19 protein-coding genes are annotated in these 23,023 nt (G+C 73.0%); 7 read left to right on the forward strand and 12 right to left on the reverse strand.

The window, feature by feature from the left end; genetic code table 11:
* The first annotated feature begins 16 nt into the window (after positions 1-16).
* From J7E94_RS03725 to J7E94_RS03740, 4 genes are read left to right on the forward strand one after another with little or no spacing between them, the layout of a single operon-like run.
* Positions 17-934, forward strand: a complete 918-nt coding sequence (locus tag J7E94_RS03725; RefSeq protein ID WP_308344498.1) for a NeuD/PglB/VioB family sugar acetyltransferase — start codon at positions 17-19, stop codon at positions 932-934.
* Positions 931-2,046 carry a DegT/DnrJ/EryC1/StrS aminotransferase family protein gene (locus J7E94_RS03730; RefSeq protein WP_215012275.1) on the forward strand — a complete coding sequence of 372 codons (1,116 nt, stop codon included), beginning with the start codon at positions 931-933 and terminating at the stop codon, positions 2,044-2,046. The genes J7E94_RS03725 and J7E94_RS03730 overlap by 4 nt, the downstream gene beginning before the upstream one ends.
* 32 nt (positions 2,047-2,078) lie before the next feature.
* Complete coding sequence (locus J7E94_RS03735; protein ID WP_215012277.1) at positions 2,079-5,375, forward strand: DUF4082 domain-containing protein; 3,297 nt, start codon at positions 2,079-2,081, stop codon at positions 5,373-5,375.
* The gene (locus J7E94_RS03740) at positions 5,372-6,421 is read left to right on the forward strand and encodes a glycosyltransferase (protein WP_215012278.1); all 1,050 of its coding nucleotides are present in this window, start codon (positions 5,372-5,374) and stop codon (positions 6,419-6,421) included. The genes J7E94_RS03735 and J7E94_RS03740 overlap by 4 nt, the downstream gene beginning before the upstream one ends.
* Before the next feature lie 17 nt (positions 6,422-6,438).
* Here J7E94_RS03740 and J7E94_RS03745 read toward each other — a convergent pair whose 3' ends face one another.
* Entirely contained in the window at positions 6,439-7,131 is a 693-nt protein-coding gene (locus tag J7E94_RS03745; RefSeq protein WP_215012279.1) for a hypothetical protein, read from the reverse strand.
* An 80-nt stretch (positions 7,132-7,211) separates the two neighbouring features.
* Here J7E94_RS03745 and J7E94_RS03750 point away from each other — a divergent pair, with 80 nt between their 5' ends.
* Together J7E94_RS03750 and J7E94_RS03755 are read left to right on the forward strand one after the other, a co-directional pair.
* On the forward strand, positions 7,212-9,251 hold the full coding sequence (locus tag J7E94_RS03750) for an O-antigen ligase (protein WP_215012280.1): 2,040 nt from the start codon (positions 7,212-7,214) through the stop codon (positions 9,249-9,251).
* Positions 9,197-10,168 (forward strand): glycosyltransferase, encoded by a 972-nt coding sequence (locus tag J7E94_RS03755; RefSeq protein ID WP_215012281.1) that lies wholly within the window; start codon positions 9,197-9,199, stop codon positions 10,166-10,168. Before J7E94_RS03750 ends, J7E94_RS03755 begins: the two co-directional genes overlap by 55 nt.
* On the opposite strand, the gene J7E94_RS03760 is transcribed toward J7E94_RS03755, so the two are convergent.
* The 11 genes from J7E94_RS03760 to J7E94_RS03810 form a co-directional block, all read right to left on the reverse strand.
* Positions 10,103-10,963, reverse strand: coding sequence for a glycosyltransferase family A protein (locus J7E94_RS03760; protein WP_251056093.1), 861 nt, complete (start codon positions 10,961-10,963; stop codon positions 10,103-10,105). The genes J7E94_RS03755 and J7E94_RS03760 overlap by 66 nt on opposite strands.
* Before the next feature lie 23 nt (positions 10,964-10,986).
* Positions 10,987-12,054, reverse strand: a complete 1,068-nt coding sequence (locus J7E94_RS03765; RefSeq protein ID WP_308344501.1) for a hypothetical protein — start codon at positions 12,052-12,054, stop codon at positions 10,987-10,989.
* A gap of 6 nt (positions 12,055-12,060) precedes the next feature.
* Positions 12,061-13,509: an oligosaccharide flippase family protein gene (locus J7E94_RS03770; RefSeq protein WP_308344503.1), complete on the reverse strand. Its 1,449-nt coding sequence runs from the start codon at positions 13,507-13,509 to the stop codon at positions 12,061-12,063.
* Positions 13,506-14,195, reverse strand: a complete 690-nt coding sequence (locus J7E94_RS03775; protein ID WP_215012282.1) for a chain length determinant protein — start codon at positions 14,193-14,195, stop codon at positions 13,506-13,508. Before J7E94_RS03775 ends, J7E94_RS03770 begins: the two co-directional genes overlap by 4 nt.
* A 26-nt stretch (positions 14,196-14,221) precedes the next feature.
* Entirely contained in the window at positions 14,222-15,355 is a 1,134-nt protein-coding gene (gene wecB / locus J7E94_RS03780; RefSeq protein WP_215012283.1) for a non-hydrolyzing UDP-N-acetylglucosamine 2-epimerase, read from the reverse strand.
* Between the two features lie 4 nt (positions 15,356-15,359).
* The gene (locus J7E94_RS03785) at positions 15,360-16,616 is read right to left on the reverse strand and encodes a nucleotide sugar dehydrogenase (protein ID WP_215012285.1); all 1,257 of its coding nucleotides are present in this window, start codon (positions 16,614-16,616) and stop codon (positions 15,360-15,362) included.
* Positions 16,616-17,386, reverse strand: a complete 771-nt coding sequence (locus J7E94_RS03790; protein ID WP_215012287.1) for a WecB/TagA/CpsF family glycosyltransferase — start codon at positions 17,384-17,386, stop codon at positions 16,616-16,618. Before J7E94_RS03790 ends, J7E94_RS03785 begins: the two co-directional genes overlap by 1 nt.
* Entirely contained in the window at positions 17,383-18,552 is a 1,170-nt protein-coding gene (locus J7E94_RS03795) for a hypothetical protein (protein ID WP_215012289.1), read from the reverse strand. Before J7E94_RS03795 ends, J7E94_RS03790 begins: the two co-directional genes overlap by 4 nt.
* Before the next feature lie 435 nt (positions 18,553-18,987).
* Entirely contained in the window at positions 18,988-19,587 is a 600-nt protein-coding gene (locus J7E94_RS03800; RefSeq protein WP_215012290.1) for an acyltransferase, read from the reverse strand.
* A 128-nt stretch (positions 19,588-19,715) separates the two neighbouring features.
* The gene (locus J7E94_RS03805; RefSeq protein WP_215012291.1) at positions 19,716-21,197 is read right to left on the reverse strand and encodes an MFS transporter; all 1,482 of its coding nucleotides are present in this window, start codon (positions 21,195-21,197) and stop codon (positions 19,716-19,718) included.
* Positions 21,194-22,153, reverse strand: coding sequence for a trans-aconitate 2-methyltransferase (locus tag J7E94_RS03810; protein ID WP_215012292.1), 960 nt, complete (start codon positions 22,151-22,153; stop codon positions 21,194-21,196). Before J7E94_RS03810 ends, J7E94_RS03805 begins: the two co-directional genes overlap by 4 nt.
* Positions 22,154-22,230: 77 nt before the next feature.
* Between J7E94_RS03810 and J7E94_RS03815 the strand changes: the two genes are divergently transcribed.
* A complete protein-coding gene (locus tag J7E94_RS03815; protein ID WP_215012293.1) occupies positions 22,231-22,863 on the forward strand; it encodes a helix-turn-helix domain-containing protein in 633 nt (210 codons plus the stop codon).
* Positions 22,864-23,023 lie beyond the last annotated feature (160 nt).

A 23,023-nucleotide genomic window follows, 5' to 3' on the forward strand; every position in this document is an offset into this window, starting at 1 on the left:
GCCGCAGCCCGGGACCGTGACCGGGACTGTGACCGAGGACCTGCTGATCGTCGGGGCGGGCGGGTTCGCGCGGGAGACCGCGCAGGCCGTACGGGACGCGGCCGCCGCGGACGCCGCGCACGGCCGCGCCCCGCGGTGGCGGCTCGCCGGGCACCTCGACGACGACCCGGCCCTGCACGGGCGGGAGGTGGACGGCGTGCCGGTGCTGGGCGGCTGCGACCGGGTGCACGCGCTGCCGGCCGCCCGGGTGGTGGTCTGCGCCGGCAGTCCGCGCGACTACGCCGTACGGGCCCGGCTCGTACGGCGCCTGGGGCTGCCCGGGAGCCGGTACGCGACGGTGGTCCACCCCACGGCGGTGGTGTCGGGGTCCTCGGTCCTCGGCGCCGGCTCGGTGCTGCTCGCCCACTGCGTGCTGACCGCCGCCGTCCGGGTCGGGGAGCATGTGGCGGTGATGCCGCAGGTGGTCCTCACCCACGACGACACGGTCGGGGACTTCGCCACGCTCGCCTCGGGGGTGCGCCTCGGCGGCGGGGTGCGGCTGGGGCGCGGGGCGTACGTGGGCGCGGGGTCGCTGGTCCGCGAGTACACACAGGTCGGCGCCTGGTCGCTGACCGGCATGGGAAGCACGGTCCTGGCCGATGTGCCGCCGGGCGAGGTCTGGGCGGGGAGCCCCGCCCGCCGGCTGCGCGCGGCGGGGGGTCCGGCGCTCGACGAACTGGCCCGCGACGCGGCCCGGGCCGCCGCAGCCGCCGGGGACGCCGGGGACGCCGGCCAGGGGGAGGGAACCGGCCCACGGCCGGAGGCACGAACGCCGGAGGCGCGGACACCGGACGCACGGACGCCAGCGGCACGAATGCCGGAAGCCCGCACGCCGGACACAGGCACGCCGGACGCACCGATGCCGGACACACGGATGGGGAACCCCGCCATATGAACCAGATACCGCTCGTCGACCTGAAGGCGGCCCACGCCGAGGTCGCCGACGCATTACGGGCAGGGTTCGACCGCGTGCTGGCCGACACCGCCTTCATCGGCGGCGAGGAGGTCCGCGCCTTCGAGCGCGAGTACGCCGCCTTTGCCGGGGTCGGGCACTGCGTGGGCGTCGCCAACGGCACGGACGCCCTCGAACTGGCCCTGCGCGCCCATGGGGTCGGCGTCGGCGACGAGGTGGTGCTGCCCGCCAACACCTTCATCGCCACCGCGGGCGCCACCGCCCGGATCGGCGCCCGCCCGGTCCTGGTCGACTGCCTCCCCGACACGCTCCTGATGGACCCGCAGGCCGCGCTGGACGCGGTGGGCAAGGCCACGCGCGCCGTGGTGCCGGTCCACCTGTACGGGCAGTGCGCGGCCACCGCGGAACTGGCCGCCGCACTCCCCGCGCACGTACGGATCGTCGAGGACGCCGCGCAGAGCCAGGGCGCGACCCGTGACGGCCGCTCCCCCGGCAGCGGCGGGATCGCCGCGACCAGCTTCTACCCGGGCAAGAACCTGGGCGCGTACGGAGACGCGGGCGCGGTGGTGACCGACGACGAGGAGGCGGCCGGCCTCGTACGGGCGCTGGCCAACCACGGCGGGACCGCCAAGTACCGGCACGACGTGGCCGGCTTCAACAGCCGGCTGGACGGTCTCCAGGCCGTGGTCCTGCGGGCGAAGCTGGCCCGGCTGGCCGACGGGAACGCGGCCCGCCGGGCCGCCGCCGCCCGGTACGACACGCTGCTGGGCGGCCTGGCGGCCACCGGCCGCGTGACCCTGCCGGTCACGGCCCGGGGCAACGTCCACGTGTGGCACCTGTACGTCGTACGGGTCTCCGGTGCGGACCGCGACGCCGTCGTCGGCAAGCTCAACGCCGAGGGCATCGGCGCGGGCGTGCACTATCCGGCTCCCGTCCACCTCACTCCGGCCTTCACCCACCTCGGGTACGGCCGCGGTGCCTTCCCGCACGCCGAGCGGGCCGCGGAGCGGATGCTCTCGCTTCCGCTCTTCCCGCAGATCACCGCTGCCCAACAGCAGCGGGTCGTGGACGCGCTCACCGACGCGCTGCGCTGACGCCCCGTGCTCACGTACCCAATGAGGTCCAGATGAACAGACGGAGAAGGTTGCTCCGGTACGGTCTCTTCACCGTGGTCGCGACGCTGATGGCCACGGTCCTGCCCCCGTCCGCGGAGGCCGGTGCCGCCGACCCCTGCGGTCCCGGTTCGAACGCCGTCGTGTGCGAGAACTCCAAGCCGGGCAGCCCGATGTCCGACTGGTTCGCGCCCAACGCGTACGGCGACATCAAGGGGTTCAGCGCACAGACGAGCGTCCAGGCCGGCGAGACCGTGCAGTTCAAGATCCAGTCGCCGACTCCGTACCGCGTCTCCGTCTACCGGCTGGGCCACTACGCGGGCAATGGGGCCCGCCTGCTGTCGACCCCGGCCCAGGCGGCCACGACGTACCCGGCGAACGTCCCGGCGGGCGGGAACCCGCGCAGCTGCACCACCAAGCCCGCCACCGGCCTGGTCGACTGCGGCAACTGGCCCGTCACCTCGACGTGGACCGTGCCGGCCGACGCCGTCTCCGGCCTGTACATGGCCAACTTCGACCAGGCGGACGGCGGCGGGGTGATGCCCTACCCGTTCGTCGTCCGCAACGACTCAAGCCACTCCGACATCGTCGTGCAGACCAGCGACGAGACCTGGCAGGCGTACAACGACTACGGCGGCCAGGACCTCTACGGCGGCGGCGGCCCGGCGCCGGACGGGCGGGCGTACGAGGTCAGTTACAACCGGCCCCTGGACATCGGCGGGGACAACGGGATCTTCGGATCCGAGTTCCAGATGATCTCGTGGCTGGAGCGCAACGGCTACGACGTCAGCTACACCACCGGCATCGACACCGCGACCCGCGGCCCGCTGCTGCGCAACCACAAGGTGTTCGTGTCCTCGGGCCACGACGAGTACTGGACCCAGGAGCAGTTCACGAACGCGCTCGACGCGCGCCGCGCGGGGGTCCACCAGACGTACTTCAGCGGCAACGAGGTCTTCTGGAAGACCCGCCTCGCCCCGAGCATCGACGGCGCGGCCACCGCCAACCGGACGCTGGTCAGCTACAAGGAGACCAAGCTGTCCTTCCCGCAGCCGAACGGCATCCCCGACCCGAGCGGCATCTGGACGGGCACCTTCATGGACCCGGCCAGTGCCGCCAACGGGCGGCCCTACCAGCTGCAGAACCAGCTCACCGGCTCGCTGTTCAGCGTGAACGGCTACCGCGGCGACGCGATCACCGTGCCGGGCTCCTTCGCCAAACTGCGGCTGTGGCGGGGCACCACGGTCGCGAACCTGGCGCCCTCCCAGACCGCCACCTTCCCGACCGGCACGCTCGGCTACGAGTGGGACAGCGACGCGGAGAACGCCACCCGCCCCGCCGGACAGATCCAGCTGTCGTCCACCACCGTGGACATCAACGACGGGAAGCTCCTGAAGGACTACGGCAACACGTACGGGAACGGCACCGCGACGCACAGCCTGGTCGCCTTCCGCGACCAGACCTCGCACGCGCTGGTCTTCGGCGCGGGCACCGTGCAGTGGTCCTGGGGCCTGACGAACATGCCCGCGAGCAACCCGGACGACACCGTGGTCACCGAGGACAAGCGCATGCAGCAGGCCACGGTCAACGTGTTCGCCGACATGGGGGTCCAGCCCAAGTCGCTCCAGGGCGATCTGGTCGCCTCGACCGCCTCGACGGACGCGGTGGGCCCGGCGATCACGGTGACCAGCCCGGCGGCGAACGCCACCGTACCGGCGCTGCGGCCCGTGACCGTCACGGGCACGGCCGCGGACTCCGGCGGCGGCGTGGTGGCCCGCGTGGAGGTGTCCACCGACGGCGGAACCACCTGGAAGGCGACCACGGGCCTCGGCTCCTGGAGCTACAAGTGGACCCCGACCGCTCCGGGCCCCGTGCAGATCAAGGTGCGCGCGGTGGACGACAGCGTGAACATCGGCGCCACCACCACGGTGCCGCTGACCGTCGGCCCCCAGCAGTGCCCCTGCACCGTCTGGCCGGCCGCGGCGGTCCCGGGCACCGTCAACGCCGGTGACGGCAGCGCCGTCGAGCTCGGCGTGAAGATCCGCACCTCGGTGGCGGGCTCGATCACCGGCGTCCGGTTCTACAAGTCCCCCGCCAACACCGGCACGCACACCGGCAGCCTGTGGAGCAGCACCGGCCAGCGCCTGGCCACCGGCACCTTCACCAACGAGACGGCGTCCGGCTGGCAGCAGCTGAACTTCCCCTCCCCCGTGCCGGTGAAGGCGAACACCACCTACATCGCCTCCTACTTCGCGCCGCACGGCGGCTACTCCTTCGACACCACCTTCGCCGCCGGGGAGGCGGGGCTGGTCCCGCTCACCGCGCTGAAGAGCGGCACCGACGGCGGCAACGGCGTCTACCGCTACAGCGCCACAGGCGGTTTCCCGGCCACCGCCTCCAGCGGCAGCAACTACTGGGTCGACGCGGTCCTGGACACCTCCACCGCGAGCACCACACCGCCGACCGTCAGCTCGACCTCGCCGCAGTCCGCGGCGACCGGGACCCCGATCACGGCGGCGGCGACAGCCACCTTCAGCACGGCCGTCGACGCGGACACCCTGGCCTTCACGCTGAAGGACTCCGGCGGCGCCACCGTGCCCGGCACCAAGACCCTCGGCGCGGCGAACAGCGCGACCTTCACCCCGTCCACCGAACTGGCCCTGAACACCACCTACACGGCGTCCGTACAGGCCGCCGACCTGTGGGGCAACACCATGGCCGCGCCGGTCACGTGGAACTTCACCACCAGCTCCTCGCCGCCGGCGGTGAACTGCCCGTGCACGCTGTGGGGCAGCGGCGCCACACCGAGCACCGCCAACGCAGGGGACGACGCCAACTCCGTGGAGCTGGGCACCCGTTTCCAGTCCGCGGTGAACGGCTACATCACCGGCGTCACCTTCTACAAGGGCCCCGGCAACACCGGCACGCACACCGGAAGCCTGTGGTCCGCCTCCGGCACGCTGCTGGCCACCGGAACGTTCGGCAGCGAGACCCTGTCCGGCTGGCAGCAGCTCACGTTCGCCACTGCGGTGCCCGTCACGGCAGGCACCTCGTACGTGGCCTCGTACCACGCGCCGAACGGCAACTACTCGGTGGACGGCGGCTACTTCACCGGCGCGCACCGCTCCTATCCGTTGGTCGCGCCGGCCGACGGCAGCGGCGGCGCCAACGGGCTGTACAAGTACGGCTCCGCGACGTCCTTCCCCGCGAACACCTTCGGCTCGGTGAACTACTGGGTCGGCCCGGTCTTTACCACCACCGCGCCGGCCGCCGCCCCGCCGGCGGCCTCCTCGGAGGTGACCGGCCCGTGAGCACGGTCAGCGTGGTGATCCCCTGCTACAAGTACGGCCACTTCCTGGCCGACTGCGTCAAGAGCGTCCTGGACGAACAGGAGGGTGTCGACGTCCGGGTGCTGATCATCGACGACGCCTCACCCGACGACTCCGCGACGGTCGCGCGGGCCCTGGCCGCCGCCGACCCGCGGATCGAGGTCCGGGTCCACGAGCGCAACCGGGGCCACATCGCCACCTACAACGAGGGCCTGCTGGAGTGGGCCGACGGCGACTACGTGGCCCTGCTCTCGGCGGACGACCGGCTGGTCCCCGGGGCCCTCGTCCGGGCCGCCGCCCTGCTCGACGCGCATCCGGAGGCGGGCTTCTGCTACGGCAGGCCGCTGCGCTTCCGGCACGGCGGCCCGCTGCCCGCGGCCCGTACGCGGAGCACCGGCTCGGTGGTCTACCCCGGCCGGTGGTGGCTGGACCGGCGCTTCCGTGAGGGCACCGGGTGCATCACCTCGCCCGAGGTGGTGGTCCGCACCAGCCTCCAGCACAAGGTCGGCGGCTACGATCCGCAGCTCCCGCACGCCGGGGACATCGAGATGTGGATGCGGCTCGCGGCGCACGCCGACGTGGGCTACATCCGGGGCGCCGACCAGGCCTTCTACCGGGTCCACGGCAACAACATGTCCACGACGGACTTCGGCGGGCAGCTCGACGACCTGCGCCAGCGCCTCGTCGCCTTCGACTCGGTGCTCGACAAGTGCGCCGATCTGCTGCCCGGGGCCGACCGGCTGTCGCTGGCGGCGCGCACCCGGCTGGCCCGGTACGCGCTGCGGCGCGCCTACCGGGCCTACGACCGTGGGCGTACCGCGGTGGTACCGGTCGAGGAGCTGGAGGCGTTCGCCGCCGAGTGCCTGCCCGGCGGCTACACCTCGCTCGGCGAGTACCGGGCGCTGCGCCGGCGGCGGCGCATCGGGGCGCGGGCCATGCCCTGCCTCCAGCCGCTGGTGCTCTCCGCCGTCGCCGACCGGGGCCGCGAGTGGCTGTGGTGGCAGTCCTGGAAGCGCCGGGGGATCTGATGAACCACCAGCACGGCTCAGCGGGACGCCGCGGCGTGCGGCACGCGGCCGTCCCGCGCCGGGGTCTCGGGACCGGTGTCGGCGCCTTCGCGCCGGCGCCGGTCCCGGCGTGTCAGGAGCTGATCGGTCCACAGGGCCGCCGCCCCGCCGCCGACCGCGGCGAGCAGTGCCACCCCGGCCAGTCCGCGGCTGCGGTCGCTGGTCCGCTCGACCGCGGTCGGCGGTACCAGGAGGTCCACGCTCATCCGCGCCGACGCCGGGATCCCCTGCCGTGTCTCCAGGTCCGACAGGTGCTTGGCGTAGACCTCGGTGATCGTGCGCACGGCCGCGTCGGCGGCGGCCGGATCGGACTGCTCCGCCTGGACCTGCAAGGAGGGGATCAGGTGGCGCGGAGTGACGCTGGTGCCGCTGTTCCGCGGGACCAGCCGGTAGGTTCCCTCGACCCCCGCGGCCCTGAGCTCGGCCGCGCCGTCGGGCGCGAGCAGCTGCTGTATCACCGCGTAGGAGACGGCCGCCAGCGGCGGCTGGAGGTTGGCGAGCTGGTTCGGCTGGCTGCCGGTCACCGGCGGCTTGAGCACCACGACCGCCGAGCTGACGTACGTGCGGTCGGGGCGCAGGACGTGGAGGGCCCCGGCGGCCGCGAGCAGCATCACCACGACCAGGACGTACCAGCGCCGGCGCAGTGCGCGGACCAACTCACCAGGCGACACGGGGATTCCTTCCATCGTGACCGATGCTCGCAGGACACGGGTAGGCCCGCCATCAAATCCGATGCGCCGCAGGGGTGTTCGTGAGCATCCGCGAGATAGGCGCGGTGCTGCGCCGCCGCTGGTACGTGATGCTGCCCCTGGCCCTGCTCGGCCTGCTCGCGGCGCTGCACCTGTACCGCTCGGTGCCGGTGGCGTACCAGTCGCAGAGCTCGGTCGCGCTGCTCGACTCCACGGCCAACTCCCAGTTGCCGCCCGCCTTCGGCAATCCCATCTCGAACGCCGGCGGTTCGCTGGTCGTGACCGCGGACGTGCTGATCAGGACCCTGTCGGGGGCCGACGCGGCGCGGGACCTGCACGGCCTGGGGGTGACGGACCCCTACACGGTCGGGTTCGCCGCCAACACCTCGGGTCCGCTGATCACGCTGACCGTCACGGGGACCGACCGGGCGAAGGTGCTGGGCGAGACCAGTACGCTCACCGCCTTCGCCGGGGAGCAGCTCAACGCCCTCCAGGCGGCGGCCCAGGTGCAGCCCGCGTACTTCGTGCAGACCGCCCCGGTGGTGCTGCCGCAGACTCCGGTGCCGCAGCTGAAGAGCCGCTACCAGCAGGTGCTGGGCGTCATCATCCTCGGCACGACCGCCGGGTTCACGCTCTCCTTCGTGACGGAGAGCGTGCTGATGGCGCGCCGCCGCCGGCGCGAGGCGGCCGAGCCCTCGGCCGCCCCCCCGGCGTCACCGCGCAAACGGCGCGTCCACCGGGGGCTCCAGGCCCTGAACCTGGACACCACCCGGCTGCTCACCGGCTATCTGGCTCTGGCCTTCTTCATCCCCTCCAACCTGACCCTGCCGGGCATGGGCGGGGTGGGCACCCCGGCCAACGTCTTCGCGCTGCTCGGCCTGTTCTGGTACCTGGCGGCCTGGATCACCGGCCGCATCCGGGCGGCCCCCGGCACCCGGCTGCCCCGGGTGGTGATGTGCCTGCTGGCCGTCGCGGTCCTGGCCTCGTACCTCGCGAACGCCACCCGCGGCAGCGTGCACAAGGAGATCCTCGCAGCGGACCGCGGCCTGATCGCGCTGCTCGTCTGGGTGTCCCTGGTGGTGCTGGTCTCCGCCGGGATCAAGGACCGGGCGCGCCTGGACGTCCTGCTGCGCCGGGCCGTCGTGATGGCGTCGGTGGTGGCCGCGATCGGCTACTACGACTTCTTCACCGCGACGAACATCGCCGACCACATCGGCATCCCGGGACTCCAGTCGAGCGTCCCCCAGATCACCACGCTGGACCGCGGCGCCTTCACCCGGCCGCGCTCCACCACGGCCCAGCCTCTGGAGTTCGGCGGGATGCTCGCGCTCCTGCTGCCCTTCGCCGTCCAGCAGGCCTTCGATCCCGTACGGGGGCACCTGAGCCGGCTGCACCGCTGGGGGCCCGTGGTGCTGATGGGCGGCGCCCTGCCGCTGACGGTGTCGCGGACCTCCATCATCGGGGTGCTCATCGTGGTCCTGGTGATGGTGCTGCGCTGGAAGCCGCAGCGCCGGTGGGCCGCGATCGGCATGCTGGCGGGCGCTGTTGCCTGCTTCAAGGTGATCGTCCCCGGGCTGATCGGGACCATCGGCACGCTGTTCGCCTCCTTCCTGACGAACTCCGACAGCAGCACCCAGGCCCGTACCCTCAAATACAGCGCGATCCTCCCCTACGTGGAGGAACGCCCGCTGTTCGGACGGGGTTTCGGGACCTTCATCCCCGAGCTCTACTTCTTCACCGACAACCAGTACATGCTGACCCTCGCGGAGACGGGCGCGCTGGGCCTGATCGCCCTGCTGCTCCTCTTCTTCACCGGGATCCACCAGGGCGGCGCCATCCGCCGGCTGGCCCGCGGCGAGTCCGACCGGGAGCTCGGGCAGGCGTTCTTCGCCTCGGCCCTCGTCGCCCTGGTCATCAGCGCCACCTTCGACGCCCTCAGCTTCCCGATGTTCGCCGGGATGTTCTTCCTGACGATCGCCGCCGGAGGCAGCTGCCTCGGCTTCGTCCGGCGCGCGGCGCCCGCCCAGCCCCCGATCGTGGAGTCCCCATGCCCTCCGACCGCCCGACCGCCGGTCACCCCGCCCCGGGTGCCGGTCCCGTAGCCGTCCTCGTCGTCACCTGGAACAGCGCCGCGGTGCTGCCGGAGTTCCTCGCCTCATTGCCGGACGGCATGGCCGGGCTCGACTGGCGCCTCGTCGTCGCCGACAACGACTCGGCCGACGGCACCGTGGATCTGATCCGCTCCCTGGCCCCGGAGACGACCATCGTCCAGACCGGCCGCAACGCCGGATACGCGGCCGGGGTGAACGCCGCCTTGGAGGCCGCCGCGAAGTGGGAGGGCGGCTTCCGGGCCGCCGTGGTGTGCAATCCGGACGTCCGGATGCGGCGGGGCTGCGCCCTGCTGCTCGTGGACGCGCTCGACGCCCCGCAGAGGGGCGGCGGCCGCGTCGGGATCAGCGTCCCGCTGCTGTACGAGGAGGACGGCCGTACGCTCCTCCACTCGCTGCGCCGCGAGTCCAGCGTGACCCGGGCGCTCGGCGAGGCGGTGCTGGGCAACCGCCGGGCCGGGCGCTTCCCGCGCTGGAGCGAGCTGGTCACGGACCCGTCCGCCTACGAGCGGGCGACGGTCGCGGACTGGGCGACCGGCGCGCTGATGGCCCTGTCCCGGGCCTGCCTGGACGCGTGCGGCGCCTGGGACGAATCCTTCTTCCTGTACTCGGAGGAGACCGAGTACTGCCTGCGGGCCCGGGACCGCGGCTTCGTCACCCGCCTGGAGCCCGCGGCCGCGGCCACCCATCTCGGCGGGGACTCGCAGGTGTCACCGCGCCTGTGGACCCTGCTGACCCTCAACCGCGTCCGGCTCTACCGCCGCCGCCACGGGCTCGCCGCTGCCACCGCCTTCCGCGCGGCCGTCCTGCTGCGGGAGACCTCCCGGGCGGCCCTCGGCCGGGCGTCAAGCAGAGCGGCCGCCCGGGCCCTGGCCGGCCCCTCCGCGCTGCGCGCCACTCCCGGGCCCTAGGCCCTGGTCCCAGGCGGTGTAGAAACTCCCCGGGTTGACCAGGTAGCGGACGGTGGCGCGGGGCAGGTGGCGGACCTCGTGGTGGCGGCTGTAGCGGCGGACCAGTTCCCAGTCCTCGCGCGGGAGCACCTCGGGCGTGCGCCGCAGGCGGCTGAAGTACAGGGAGCGGGTGCGGCGCGCGACGAAGGCGTTGGTGTCCAGGAAGGCCTCGTGGGCGGCGCGGCGGCGGTCGAAGGGCACCGACAGGACGTCCTTCTCGGTGCCGTCGGGCAGCATCCTGCGCAGTGCGGTGTAGACGGCGTCGGGCGCGCTGGGCGGCTCCAGGACCGCCAGAGCCTGTTCCAGGTGGTCGGGCTCCCAGAGGTTGTCGTCGTCCAGGAAGGCCACGTACCGCGATCTGGTCAGGCGGATCCCCACATTGCGCACGACTCCGGCGGTGGCCGTGTTGCGGGCCAGGGAAACGGCGAACAGCCGCGGGTCGGCGGGCAGTCCGGGCAGGCCTGCGCCGTCGTCGACGACGATGACCACCTGGTCGGCCACGGTCTGCTCCAGCGCCGAGCGGACCGCCGCCCGCAGCGCCTCGGGGCGCCGGTGGGTGGCGATCACGGTGGCGACGAGGGCGGCCGGGGGCCGGCCCAGGAGGGCCGCGAGCCGGGTGGTCTCGGCGTCCTCGAAGCGCCGCAGCCGGACGGCTGAGGGGAAGAGGCGGACCTTGTTGGAGGCCTCGAAGAGCACCAGCCAGCCGAAGACCCGCTTGAGCAGCTCCCAGGGGGCCCGGGCGATACGGCGCATCATGAACTCTCCGTGGTCACTGGGGGTCAGGGGGCCGGTTCGGGCACGACCGGGCGGCCATCGGTCATGCGGTTGCCCCGCCAGACGTTCCCGGCGCCGCCCGCGTTCCAGGCGGCAACCGGGCCGTAGGCCCCGCTGCCGGGGTGGTACTGGGTGGAGAAGACGTTGTCGGTGACCTGGATGCCGGTGGCGCCCGGGCCGCCGCCGTAGAGGGCGTAGGCCCCGCCGGCCAGCCAGTTGCCGTCGACGACGACCGAGGAGACGGTGCCGGTGTCGGCGAAGAGGCCGAGGGCGGCGGTGGCCCCCTTGTCCACGGGTACGGAGTTCAGGAGGGTGTTGTGCCGGACGGTCAGCCGGCCCTTGTTGCCGCCTCCGCTGATGACGGCGTCGGTGTGCTGCCATTCGCCGCCCTGGTTGCGGAACGGGACGATGTCGTGCACGTAGTTGTCGTGCAGCTCCCCCTGGCCCATGGACAGGGCGTTGCCGAACACCGAGATGTCGCACCAGCCGACCTCGATCGAGCTGTCGCCCATGTTCGAGACGGCGTAGTTCACCCCGCCGTTGTCAGGGCCCTTGCCCGGCACGGCGGTGATGGTGGTGTGCAGGACCTTCAGGCCGCGGAAGCCGGGGCGCAGGTTGATCCCCCACCAGTTGGCGGAGGTGATCCGGCTGTCGATGACGGTGACGTCGTCGGCGTAGACGTCGAGCGAACCGCGGATGTCCCAGCCCTTGATGACCGTGCCGTTGGTCTTGACCGACATGTTGCCCGTGTCGTGCTGCTCCAGGGCGGTCCGCGGGCCGGTGCTGCTCTCGTCGGGGAATCCGCAGGCGCCGGGCGATGCGCAGGCCTTCGGCGACGGTTCCGCCGTGGTGGCCGAGGGTCCGGGGGTGCCCGTGGTGGCCGAGGGGGCGGTCGTGCCCGTGGCGGGCGGCGTGGGGGCGGGCCGGCCGGGCTGTGTGGCGGAGGGCCCCGCGGGGGGTCCCGCCGAGGGCTCGCTCACGCCGGTGCGGTCGGCCTGGTACAGGGTCAGTACGACGGCCAGCACCACCCCGCCGAGCAGCCAGGCTCCCCACCGCCTCCGGTCCCGTGTCACGGCGGCCTACCCTCTGAGCAAGGAGCGGCTGGGCAGGACGCACAGCACGTAGCAGAGGGTCCCGGCGGCTCCGGTCGCGAGGAGCGCGAGGACGCCGTCCCCTAGGTACCGCTCCAGGCCGAGGACCGCCGCGCTCATCACCGCTCCGCCGAGGAAGGGCCAGGCGCAGGCCCGTGCGACCGTCCCCAGCGGGATGCCCCCGCGGTGCAGCGCGATCAGGAACACCGGCACCACGACGCCGCCGGCGACGAGCACGTGCCCCTGCGCCACCCCGACGATCCCGCCGGTACCGGCGCCGATGACCAGGACGGGGATCAGGATGAGGAGCCAGAGCCCCTGGACGGCGATGAGCGAGCGGCGGCGGCCGATGGCGACGAGGCAGTCGTAGGCCAGCTCGCAGCCGATGCGGACCAGGCCGAGGGCCATCAGCCAGGGCAGCGCGCGGGCGGCGGGCAGCCAGCGCTCTCCGTACACGAGTTCCACGATCGGGCCGGCGAGGGCCGCGAGCAGGACGCAGAGCGGGACGGTGGCCGTCACGACGACGCCGAGGGCGCGGCCGAAGCCACTCGCCAGCGCCTGCGGCGATGAGGCCAGCCGGGAGAATCCGGCGAAGGAGACGCGGCGGGCGGCCTCGGAGACGATCCGGACCGGCCAGCCGGAGATGTTGAAGGCGAGTACGTAGAAACCGAGGGCGAGCTGGTCCAGGGCGGAGCCCACCACCATGGTGTCCACGTTGACGACGCCGAGGGCGAGCATGCTGGCTCCGGCGAGCGGGAGCCCGAACCGGAGCAGCGCCCGGGCCTGTTCCCGGTCCCAGCCGAACCGCAGGGTGCCGGGTGCGGCGAGGCAGCAGCCGATGAGCGCGGCCACGTTGCCCGCGACGGCTCCGCAGGCGAAGCTCATCGGGCCCCAGCCCTCGACGGCCAGCAGCAGGGTCACCGCGGTGCTGAGCACGAAGTTGACGGCGTCGACGGCCATCCGCCGGCCTTGTGCGAACTCCCGGGTGAGGAAGCCGGCGGGCACCTGGGACAGCCCGTCGAGGACCACGCACAGGCACATCACGCGCAGCACCCCGGAGGCCTGCGGCGAGCCGAGCACCGCCGCCACGGCGGGGGCCGCCGCGAAGAGCGCCGCGTACAGCAGGCAGCTGGAGGCCGCGCTCAGGGTGAGCACGGTCGGGGCGAAGCGGCGCGGGTCGCCCTCCCAGCGCACGATCGCGAGCGAGACGCCGAGTTCGTTCGCGGAGAGCAGGACCAGCAGCACCGTCTGGGCGATGCCGTACACGCCCCAGGCCTCGGGGCCGAGGAAGAAGCGGGCGAGGATGATCCCGGTGACGAAGTTCCCGAGCCGCATGACGACGGTGTTGACCAGGCTCCACCGGGCCGCGGAGCCGACCTTGCGCCCCAGCGCCGGCGGCGCCGGGCCGGCCTCCGTATCGGTCCCGGAGCCGGTCACGGCGAACCGGCCGGTTCGGCGGCCGGGGCCGCCGCGGGTGCCGCGGGTGCCGCGGCCGCCTCGTCCGGGGCGGGCCGGTGCTTGCCGGGCGTCCGCCTGCGGGCTTCGACGAAGAAGGTGGCGACCAGGCTGAGCACAAAGCCCAACGCGCCTGCCATGACGAGGTATTGGAGCCTGGTTTTCGTCTCGGCCTCCGGCTTCTGGGGTGGCACGATCGTCGCCATCCGGATCATGGCTTCCGGTGTCACCGACTGCTGGGTCTGGAATTCACGCAGCCGCTTCTCGGCGTACTGGGTGAGGAGTTCGTCCGACTTCAGGACGGCGGCCGGGTCGGGCCCGGTGACGCTCAGCCACAGGAAGGGCCCCTGGGCATTGTCGGCGATCTTCGCCTCGTGCAGCCCGGTCACGCCCATGGCCTTCAACGCGGCGGACGAGCCGTCGGAGTTGAGGTTGCGGGCGAGACCGTCGGCCATCCCGGTGAGGGAGGCCTGCGTACTCAGGAAGGGGTTGCCGTCGAAGGCCGCCGTGGCCTTCGAGGAGTTCAGGAGCGTCACCGTGCTCTGGGACCGGTACTCCACCGGCACCAGCAGGTGCACGGCGGCGGCCAGCGCCGCCGTGAGCAGCAGTCCGGGCAGCAGTACGTACCAGCGCCTGCGCATGACCCGCCAGATTTCGGCGAGATCCATGGTCTTCCTCCCCCTCGGATGTACGGTTACTGCGGTGCGGTGCCGGCCCCGCGCGGGACGAGGCCGGTGGGTCTGAGCCGGGTGTCCGCGGACCCGCCTGCCAGCAGGACCTCGGCGATGCGGTCGCTCGCGCGGCCGTCCCACAGTGCGGGGCAGCGGGGCGCCGGCGGATCGTCGAGCACCCGGTGCACGGTGGTGACGATGCGTTCCGGGTCCGTGCCCGCCAGGACGTTGGTGCCCTCCTCGACGGTGATGGGCCGCTCGGTGTTCTCGCGCAGGGTCACGCAGGGCACGCCGAGGGCGGTGGTCTCCTCCTGGATGCCCCCGGAGTCGGTGAGCACCAGGCGGGCGGAGTCCTGGAGGGCGAGGAAGTCGAGGTATCCGGCGGCCGGCACCAGCCGGATGCCGCCGGGCACGCCGATGTCCGCCAGCCGCTCGGCGGCCCGCGGGTGCACGGGCAGCAGCAGGGGACAGCGGCCGGCGATCTCGCCCAGGGCCTTCAGCAGGCCGCCGAGGGCGGCGGGGTCGTCGACGTTGGCCGGGCGGTGCAGGGTGACCAGGCCGTATCCGCCGCGGGTGAGCCCGTACCGGTCCAGGATGTCCGACTCCCGGGCCCGGTCCAGGTTGGCGAGGAGGGTGTCGATCATGACGTTGCCGACGACGTGGATCTGGTCCTCCCGGTAGCCCTCCGCCCGCAGGTTCGCCGCGGCGTCGGGCGAGGGGGCCAGCAGGTAGTCGCTGACCCGGTCGGTGGCGACCCGGTTGACCTCCTCGGGCATGCTCCAGTCACGGCTGCGCAGTCCGGCCTCGACATGGGCCAGCAGCGGGCCGGCCTTCGCGGCGACCAGGGCGCAGGCCAGCGAGGAGTTGATGTCGCCGACCACGACCACCGCGTCGGGGGCCAGTTCGTCGAGCAGCGGCTCGAAGGCGGCCATGACCCGGCCGGTCTGCTGGGCGTGGGTGCCGGAGCCGGCGCCCAGGTACCGGTCGGGGGTGCGGATGCCGAGGTCGCGGAAGAACACGTCGTTCATGGACGCGTCGTAGTGCTGGCCGGTGTGGACGAGGACCACGTCGACGCCGCGGCGTTCCAGTGCGTCCATCACGGGTTTGATCTTCATGTAGTTGGGTCGCGCTCCGGCGACGCAGATGATCCTGGTCATGGGCTCAGAGCACCTCCACCGTCGGTCCGGACAGGCGGTTGCGGCAGTCGAGGAGGAAGGAGGCGTGCTCGGTGACCATGGCGTAGTCGAAGGAGTCGTGGTCGGTGAGCAGGACGACGACGTCGGCGGCGGCCAGCTCCTTGCGCGTCGGTTCGACGCGGACGAGCCGGGCGTCGACCTTGATGCTCTCCACGACGTGGGGGTCGGCCGCCCGCACCTTGGCCCCCATGTCCAGGAGGAGCTGGGAGATGCGCACGGCGGGCGACTCCCGCGCGTCACCGGTGTTCTTCTTGTACGCGAGCCCGAGCAGCAGGATGCGGGAGCCGTTGACCGAGCGGCGCCTGGCGTTGAGGGCGTCGATGACGCGGCGCGTCACGTACTCGGGCATGTGGCTGTTGATGTCGTTGGCGAGCTCGACGAAGCGGAAGCTCTGGCCGAGTTCGCGCTGCACCCGCCAGGACAGGTACGAGGGGTCGATGGGCAGGCAGTGGCCGCCGACGCCGGGCCCGGGCGTGAACTTCATGAAGCCGAAGGGCTTGCTGGACGCGGCCTCGATGGCCTGCCACACGTCGATGTCGAGGTGGCGGGCGAACATGGCTATCTCGTTGACCAGCGCGATGTTCACGTGCCGGAAGGTGTTCTCCAGCAGTTTGGCCAGTTCGGCCTCCTTGGGCGAGCTCACCGGCACGGTGGTGTCGACGAGTTCCCCGTAGAAGGACTCGACGGCCTTCAGGGAGGCGGCGTCGACGCCGGAGACGACCTTGGGCGTCTGCTGGAAGCCCCAGACGGCATTGCCCGGGTCGATCCGCTCCGGGCTGTAGCCGAGGCGGAAGTCGGCGCCGGCGGTGAGCCCGGAGCCGTCCTCCAGGATCGGCGCGAACAGCTCCTCGGTGGTGCCCGGGTAGGTGGTGGACTCCAGGACGACCGTGGCGCCGGGGCGCAGGAAGCGGGCCAGGGTGTGCGCCGACTCCTCGATGTAGCGCAGGTCGGGAGCGCCTTCCTGTAACGGGGTGGGCACGGTGACGACGGCGACGTCGAAGCCGCCGCAGTCCCGGGCCAGTTCGCTGGGGCGGTAGGTGCCGCGCTCCAGCGCCCGGCTCAGCCGTTCGGAGGTGACGTCCTCCACGTACGACTCGCCGGCGGCGAGGCTCTTGACCCGCCGCGCGTCCACGTCGTAACCGATCACCTGGTGTCCGACCTCGGCGGCCCTGATGGCCAGCGGAAGGCCGACGTATCCCTGTCCCACGACGACGACACGCATCAGTGACTCCTGTTCGCGGAACCGGCAGACGGTGTGCGGCGGATGAGTTCCCGGACCGTCATGAGGAGGAAGGCGGCATTGGTGGTGAGGTAGCGCCTGCCGAGCCGGCGGGGCTCCTGGAGGGTGCGGTAGAACCATTCGAGTCCCATCCGCTGCCACACCAGGGGGGCTCGTTTGGTGATGCCCGCGAGGATGTCGAAGGAGCCGCCGACGCCGTGGACCACCTGCGCGCCGGTGCGGGTGCCGTAGCCGGCGGTGAAGATCTCCTTCTTGGGCGAGGTCATGCCGAGGAACAGCAGCTGGGCGCGGCTCTGCGCGATGGCGTCGGCGATCGGCTCCTGCTCGGAGTCGGCGAAGTAGCCGTCGCGGCTGCCGGCCACGCGCAGCTTCGGGAAACGCTCGGCGATCTGCCGAAGCATCATGTCCAGGACCTGCTGCCGGGCACCGAGCAGGTAGACGGAGATGCCGGCCTCCTCGGCGGCGGCGAGCAGCCGCAGGAACAGGTCGATGCCCGCGACCCGTTCCGGGAGGCGGACGCCGAGGACGCGGCCGGCCCAGACCACGGCCTGTCCGTCGGCCAGGACCAGGTCGCAGCCGACGACCGCCTCGGCGAGCCGGGGGTCGCGCCGCATGTTGACCAGCTTGGCGGCGTTGACCATGCCGATCTCGATCTTTTCGCCGCGCGCCACCGCGTCCAGGCAGCGCCGTACGGTCTCGTCCATGGTCAGCGGGTCGAGTCCGACCCCGAAGAGGGATTGCCGTGGCGTCATCTCTGCGGACCCCCCAGCCAGGCGAACAGCATCCAGCCGAACTCGTACGGGCGGCACTCGCGGTCCACCGAGAGGGGGCGGAAGAGCCGGTCCAGCGGGGTGAGCCGGGCATGCGGCGCAACGCGGGTGGTGAGCCCGCGGGCGGCGCGGACGGCCTTCTTCGGGTCGCCGCGGTGGACCTTGCGCCAGGTGACGCCGAAGTCCTCGCGGATCATCGGCTCGCGCGGGATGCCGGCCGGCCCGGTGAGTTCGGGCACCTCCGTCATCCAGCGCAGGCCCCGGCGGATGTGGGCGCCGAAGTCGGTGCCGCCCGCCTCGGCCAGGTCGAACAGGGCCGTCGGGGCCATGGCGTGCTGGTGGACGCTGTAGACGGGATAGCCCTCCACCACGCCGCCGTGGCGGGCGTCGTAGTGCCACCACCACTGTCCGCCGTCCCCTTGGAGGGCGCAGATACGGGAGGCGCAGGCGTCGGCGGCCTCGAGGGCCTCCGGGTCGCCGCCGCTCGCGTGCAGCCGGGCCAGGGCCTGGAGCGGATAGGTCTGGTCGGCGAAGCAGGCGACGTGGGAGCGGTATCCGGGGACCAGCCCTGGCCCGGTGGCGTGCGCGAAGAGCGGGCTGTCGCCGGTCCTGGCCGCCAGCAGGCGGGCGCGGGCGGCCGCGAGGCGGCCCTCGACGTCCACGGCGGCGCGGGCGGCGGCGAGGGCGGAGAGCACCCAGGCCGCCTCGACCGTGTACTGCGGCCGCCCGGGCGGGTCCAGCTCGGCCACCCGGTCGAGGGCGTCGGACAGCTTGGGGTGGCCGGTCTCGGCGGCGGCCCAGGCGGTGAGCGCCGCGTCCCCGAGGTTCGTCACCCCGGGCAGCCGCTGCACCAGCAGACCCGTGAACTCCTCGGCGGTGCGTCCGCCGAACAGGGCGCGCTGCCGGTCCTCAGGCAGGAAGCGGGCCCCGAGGGCGGTGATGGCCGCGTACCGGGTGCTGGTGCCGCGCAGTGCCAGGCGGCGGGTGCCGTCGGGCGCGACCGTTCCCGCCCGGGTGAAGACGAAGGTCTCGGCGCCGGGCAGGTACATCGCGGGCAGGCCCGCCTCGGCCAGCGCCAGCAGCCGCTGGGCGAGGGCGTGCAGCGGCGCGTCCGCGCCGGCAAGTGCTGCTGATCGTGTGGCTGTCATCGGGTCCCCACCCCGACTTTCCGCGTATTGAGCGCACTCCGTATGTCCGAGCTGTTCGGCTCCAACACACCTATCCCCTCTGATCGCTCCTCGGACGGACCTGGCGGTCGTCATTCCGCGGAGGGGGACTGCGCATGACGGTGCGCGTGCCCGGCGGTGCTTCTCGTTCTGCCGGTGCACGAGCCGTCCGACGGCTGCGTCTGGACCCCCCAGCGATGCCGTGGACGGAGGCACGCGTGAGCGGCAGTCTCTGCGGGCGCGGTGGATCCGCGCCGGCGCGACACTGCCCGCGATGCTTCTCGTCGTGTACAACCCCCCACTGGGACAAGCGTGTTGCCGGCCCAGATCCCGTGTGCAGGGACACGGTATGCCCCATGGATGCTCGTTGATTGCGGTTTTGAGGAAATGCCGGTGTTCCAAGTTGCCGACATGGCGTCAGGTCCGTTCGACGAGGGTTCCGTCCTTCTCCTCGTGCAGCGAGCCGGTGCGCGGGCACTCCCACACGCCCGGCTCGTCCGCGCGCTCGACCAGGCGGACCCCCGCCCTGCCCACCCAGCCGATCCGCCGTGCCGGTACGCCCGCGACGAGCGCGAAATCGGGCACGTCCCGGGACACCACGGCGCCCGCCGCGACCAGGGCCCAGCGCCCGACGCGCACCCCGGCCACGCACACCGAACGGGCCCCCAGTGAGGCCCCCTCGGCCACGACGACCCCGGCGGGCTCCCAGTCGCCGTCGCGCTTCAGCGTGCCGTCGGGGTCGACCGCCCGCGGGTAGAAGTCGTTGGTGAGCACCGCCGCCGGGCCGATGAAGACGCCGTCGCCGAGTTCGGCCGGCTCGTAGACGAGGGCGTAGTTCTGCAGCTTGACGTGGTCCCCGATGCGCACGCCCGGCCCGACGTACGCCCCGCGCCCGACGATGCAGCCGCGCCCGAGCCGGGCCTCCTCCCGTATCTGCGCCAGATCCCAGATCGTGGTCCCCTCACCGAGCTCGGCCGTGTCGTCGACCTGGGCGGAGGGTTGGATGCGGACGCTCACGGCGCGGTCCCCTTACGGTTCGCGAGGCATTCGAATGCACGGGCGTATGTACGGACGTACGGACGCGCCGACGTGGGGCCCGAGCATATGCTCCGACGGTCCGCCCCACCGGTGGATCAACCGACTGCTCATGCCTTGGACTTGACCCCTCCGACCGCGGGCCTCGCGGCGGCGCGTCGCGCGAGCGTACGGCTTCCCACCGCCATGGCAAGGGCGACGACGATCAGAACCCCCGCGACCGCGAACGTGATCCGCATCCCGCCGGCCACGGCGTCGGGGCGCGCCGTGGCGACATCGGCGGCCGCCGAGGCGAGGGAGAACACGGCGCCCATGACCGAGGCTCCGGTGATGAGCCCGAGGTTGCGCGACAGGTTGAGCATGCCGGAAGTGACGCCCCGTCGGTCGGCGGGGACGTCCGCCATGACCGCGGTGTTGTTGGCCGTCTGGAACACCGCGTAGCCGGCGGTGACGACGACGAGGGGGGCGAGGTAGCCGGGGACACCGAGCGTCTGCGGGGTCACGGACAGGAGGAAGGAACCGGCCCCCATGGCGGCGAGCCCGAGGACCGTCATACGGGAAGCGCCGAAACGGTCCACGATGCGGCCGGCCGGCACCCCGGTCAGCGCGGCGACCAGCGGGCCGGCCGACAGGACCAGTCCGACGAGGGCCTCGCCGAGCCCGAGCGTCCGGGAGAGGTAGAACGGCCCGACCACCAGGGTCGCCATCATCACCGTCGAGACGAGCGTGCTCATGGCCAGGCTCGCGCTCAGCGCGGGATCGCGGAACACGGCCGGCCGGATCAGCGGTGACGCCGCCCGCGCTTCGGCCCGTACGAAGAGCCCGGTTCCGAGGGCGGCGGCCGCCAGCAGCGCCAGGTTGAGCGCACCGAAACGGCCGCGCCCGGTCGTCATGGCGAGTGCGTAGGCCGCGAGTGTCACGGCGAGCAGCAGGGTGCCGAGGTGGTCGAAGCGCGCCCGGCCGGCGGTGGGCTCCGGCCGCCGGTCGGCGGGCAGGTGGCGGTGCGCGAGCAGGAGGGTCAGCAGTCCCAGCGGCACGTTGACGAGGAAGAGGGCCCGCCAGCCGAATCCGGACAGCAGCACGCCGCCCAGCGACGGACCGAGCGCGGTGCCGATCGCGGACATGGTGCCGAGCAGCCCCATCGCGCTGCCGGTCCGCGCCTTGGGTACCGTCTCGCCGACGAACGCCATGGTCAGGGCCATCATGACGGCAGCGCCGAGGCCCTGTGCGGCCCGGGCGGCGATCAGCAGCCACAGGGCGGGCGCTGAGCCGCACAGCACCGAGGCCGCCGTGAACAGCAGGACGCCGGCCAGGAGGAGCCGGCGGCGGCCGACGATGTCGCCGAGCCGTCCGACGCTGACGATCACGGTCGTGATGGCCAGGAGATAGGCGAGGACGATCCACTGCACCTCCTGGAAGGGGGCGCCGAAGGCCTGCGCCAGGGTCGGCAGCCCGACGTTGGCGATGCTGGTGCCGAGGGAGGACAGCAGCATTGACAACGACAGGCCGGCCAGCACCCACCGGACCGGAGGCGCCGGCTCCGTACGTCCTCCCGCCGCCCGGGCGGCCTCGCCTATGCCGGTCGGCTTCATGAGGCGCCGGCCGGGCGGGTGCCGGTGAAGACCGTGGTGGCGGAGAGGAGGAAGGCGTCGGGCCGCCGCCCGATGCCCTCCGCCGCCTCGGGATCGATCAGCACGTCGAGGGTGGTGCGGTCCTCCGCGTCCAGCAACTCGCCCATCGCCTCCCGCAACCGGGTCAGATGGGCGTGCAGGAAGGCGCGGGCAGGTCCGCCCAGCGGCGCCGGCAGGTCGAGGAGGAACGTGAAACCGCCGACGCCGGTGAGCCCGGCGCGGGCGAGCATGGCGGGCCAGTCCTCGACCACGGCCGTGCTGCCGGGCAGCTCGGCCCGCATGATCGAGAACCAGTGCTCTTGAACGGCGTCCAGCCGGGCCTGGAGGCCAGGCGCGCCGATGCCGATGTCGCGCGGGAGGAAACGCATCGGCAGCCCGCCCTCCGCCACGGCGAGCAGCCCGCCGGGCCGCAGCACGCCGGCGAGCGCGTCCACTGCGCCCTGCTGGTCGCCGAGGTGGTGCACGGCCTTGCTGCTCCAGACCAGATCAGCCGTGCCCAGGGCGTCGTCCAGACCGTCGGGGAGTTCCGCCTGCCGGGTGGCCACCCGGGCCCCGAGCCCGAGCCTCTCGGCGCGGGCCAGGGCGCGGTCGAGCAGCCCGGGCGCGCCGTCCACGGCGACCGTCTCGGCGTCCGCGAAAACCTCGGCGAGTACGCAGGTCATCACCCCCGGCCCGCTGCCGATGTCGAGGACGCGCCGGACCTCGCGCTTGGGGCCGAGCAGCTCCCTCAGGCGGGCCGCGGTCCGGCTGAGGACCGGGAGCTGGAGTTCGCCGTTGCGCTCCAGGTGGGCGGCCATGACCTCCCAGTCGATTTCGGTGGTGGAGTGGTGTCCGTGACCGTGGCCTTGCCCTTGGCCCTGACCGTGTCCGTGTCCGTGTCCGGAGAGTCCGTGTCCGGAAGCGTTGCGTGTGCTCATGCCGAGGAGCGTGCGCCCCCGGACCCCGTACGGCAATTCTTGTTGCCGATTCCGGGACAGCGGGGTGGAATGCCCGCATGGACACAGCGCAGGACACGGCACCGGACCCGGCACCGGACCGGGCACAGGACACCCCACCGCCCCACCAGGCGGTCCTCGACGAGGTCGCCCCGCGGCTGCGGCGGCTGCGCGCCCAGCGCGGGCTCACCCTGGCGGCGCTCTCCGAGGTGACCGGCATCTCCAAGAGCACGCTGTCGCGGCTGGAGTCCGGTCAGCGCCGCCCCAGCCTGGAGCTGCTGCTGCCGCTCGCCTCCGCGTACCGCGTGCCCCTGGACGATCTGGTCGGCGCCCCCGAGGTGGGCGATCCCCGGGTACGGATGGCCCCCCGCTCCCTGCCGGACGGCGGCACGTCCGTGGCCCTGACCCGCGGCCCGGGCCCCCTCCAGGCGTACAAGATGATCATCCCGGACCGGGGCAGCGAGCCCGATCTGCGTACGCACGAGGGCTACGAGTGGCTGTACGTCCTCGACGGCCGCCTGCGGCTCGTCCTCGCCGAGCACGACCTGGTCCTCGGCCCCGGCGAGGCGGCCGAGTGGGACACCCGCCTCCCCCACTGGTTCGGCAGCGCGGACGGCCGCCCCGTGGAGATCCTCAGCCTCTTCGGCCGCCAGGGCGAGCGCATGCACGTCCGCGCGAAGCCCCGCGCCTGACGTCGGCTCAGGGCCCGGGCCCCGCCCCGGCGCGTTGGCGTGTGCCGGGTGGTGAAACCCGATCGGGTGTCTGGCGTGAGAAGGGCGGACCCGCCGCGCCCCGCCGGGCGCGCCACCCCGCAGCTGGAGACGGCCTCGCACACCTCCTAATGCTGTTGTC

The sequence above is a fragment of the Streptomyces sp. ISL-94 genome (assembly GCF_018614075.1).
In the GTDB taxonomy this organism is placed as follows: Bacteria; Actinomycetota; Actinomycetes; order Streptomycetales; family Streptomycetaceae; genus Streptomyces.

Excerpts from the sequence above, each read along its gene's own strand:
- J7E94_RS03790 (WP_215012287.1), bottom strand. The coding sequence starts at position 17,386 with ATGACGCCACGGCAATCCCTCTTCGGGGTCGGACTCGACCCGCTGACC.
- J7E94_RS03795 (WP_215012289.1), bottom strand. The coding sequence starts at position 18,552 with ATGACAGCCACACGATCAGCAGCACTTGCCGGCGCGGACGCGCCGCTG.
- J7E94_RS03775 (WP_215012282.1), bottom strand. The coding sequence starts at position 14,195 with ATGGATCTCGCCGAAATCTGGCGGGTCATGCGCAGGCGCTGGTACGTA.
- J7E94_RS03815 (WP_215012293.1), top strand. The coding sequence starts at position 22,231 with ATGGACACAGCGCAGGACACGGCACCGGACCCGGCACCGGACCGGGCA.
- J7E94_RS03735 (WP_215012277.1), top strand. The coding sequence starts at position 2,079 with ATGAACAGACGGAGAAGGTTGCTCCGGTACGGTCTCTTCACCGTGGTC.
- J7E94_RS03805 (WP_215012291.1), bottom strand. The coding sequence starts at position 21,197 with ATGAAGCCGACCGGCATAGGCGAGGCCGCCCGGGCGGCGGGAGGACGT.
- J7E94_RS03755 (WP_215012281.1), top strand. The coding sequence starts at position 9,197 with ATGCCCTCCGACCGCCCGACCGCCGGTCACCCCGCCCCGGGTGCCGGT.
- J7E94_RS03760 (WP_251056093.1), bottom strand. The coding sequence starts at position 10,963 with ATGATGCGCCGTATCGCCCGGGCCCCCTGGGAGCTGCTCAAGCGGGTC.
- J7E94_RS03785 (WP_215012285.1), bottom strand. The coding sequence starts at position 16,616 with ATGCGTGTCGTCGTCGTGGGACAGGGATACGTCGGCCTTCCGCTGGCC.
- J7E94_RS03810 (WP_215012292.1), bottom strand. The coding sequence starts at position 22,153 with ATGAGCACACGCAACGCTTCCGGACACGGACTCTCCGGACACGGACAC.
- J7E94_RS03730 (WP_215012275.1), top strand. The coding sequence starts at position 931 with ATGAACCAGATACCGCTCGTCGACCTGAAGGCGGCCCACGCCGAGGTC.
- wecB (WP_215012283.1), bottom strand. The coding sequence starts at position 15,355 with ATGACCAGGATCATCTGCGTCGCCGGAGCGCGACCCAACTACATGAAG.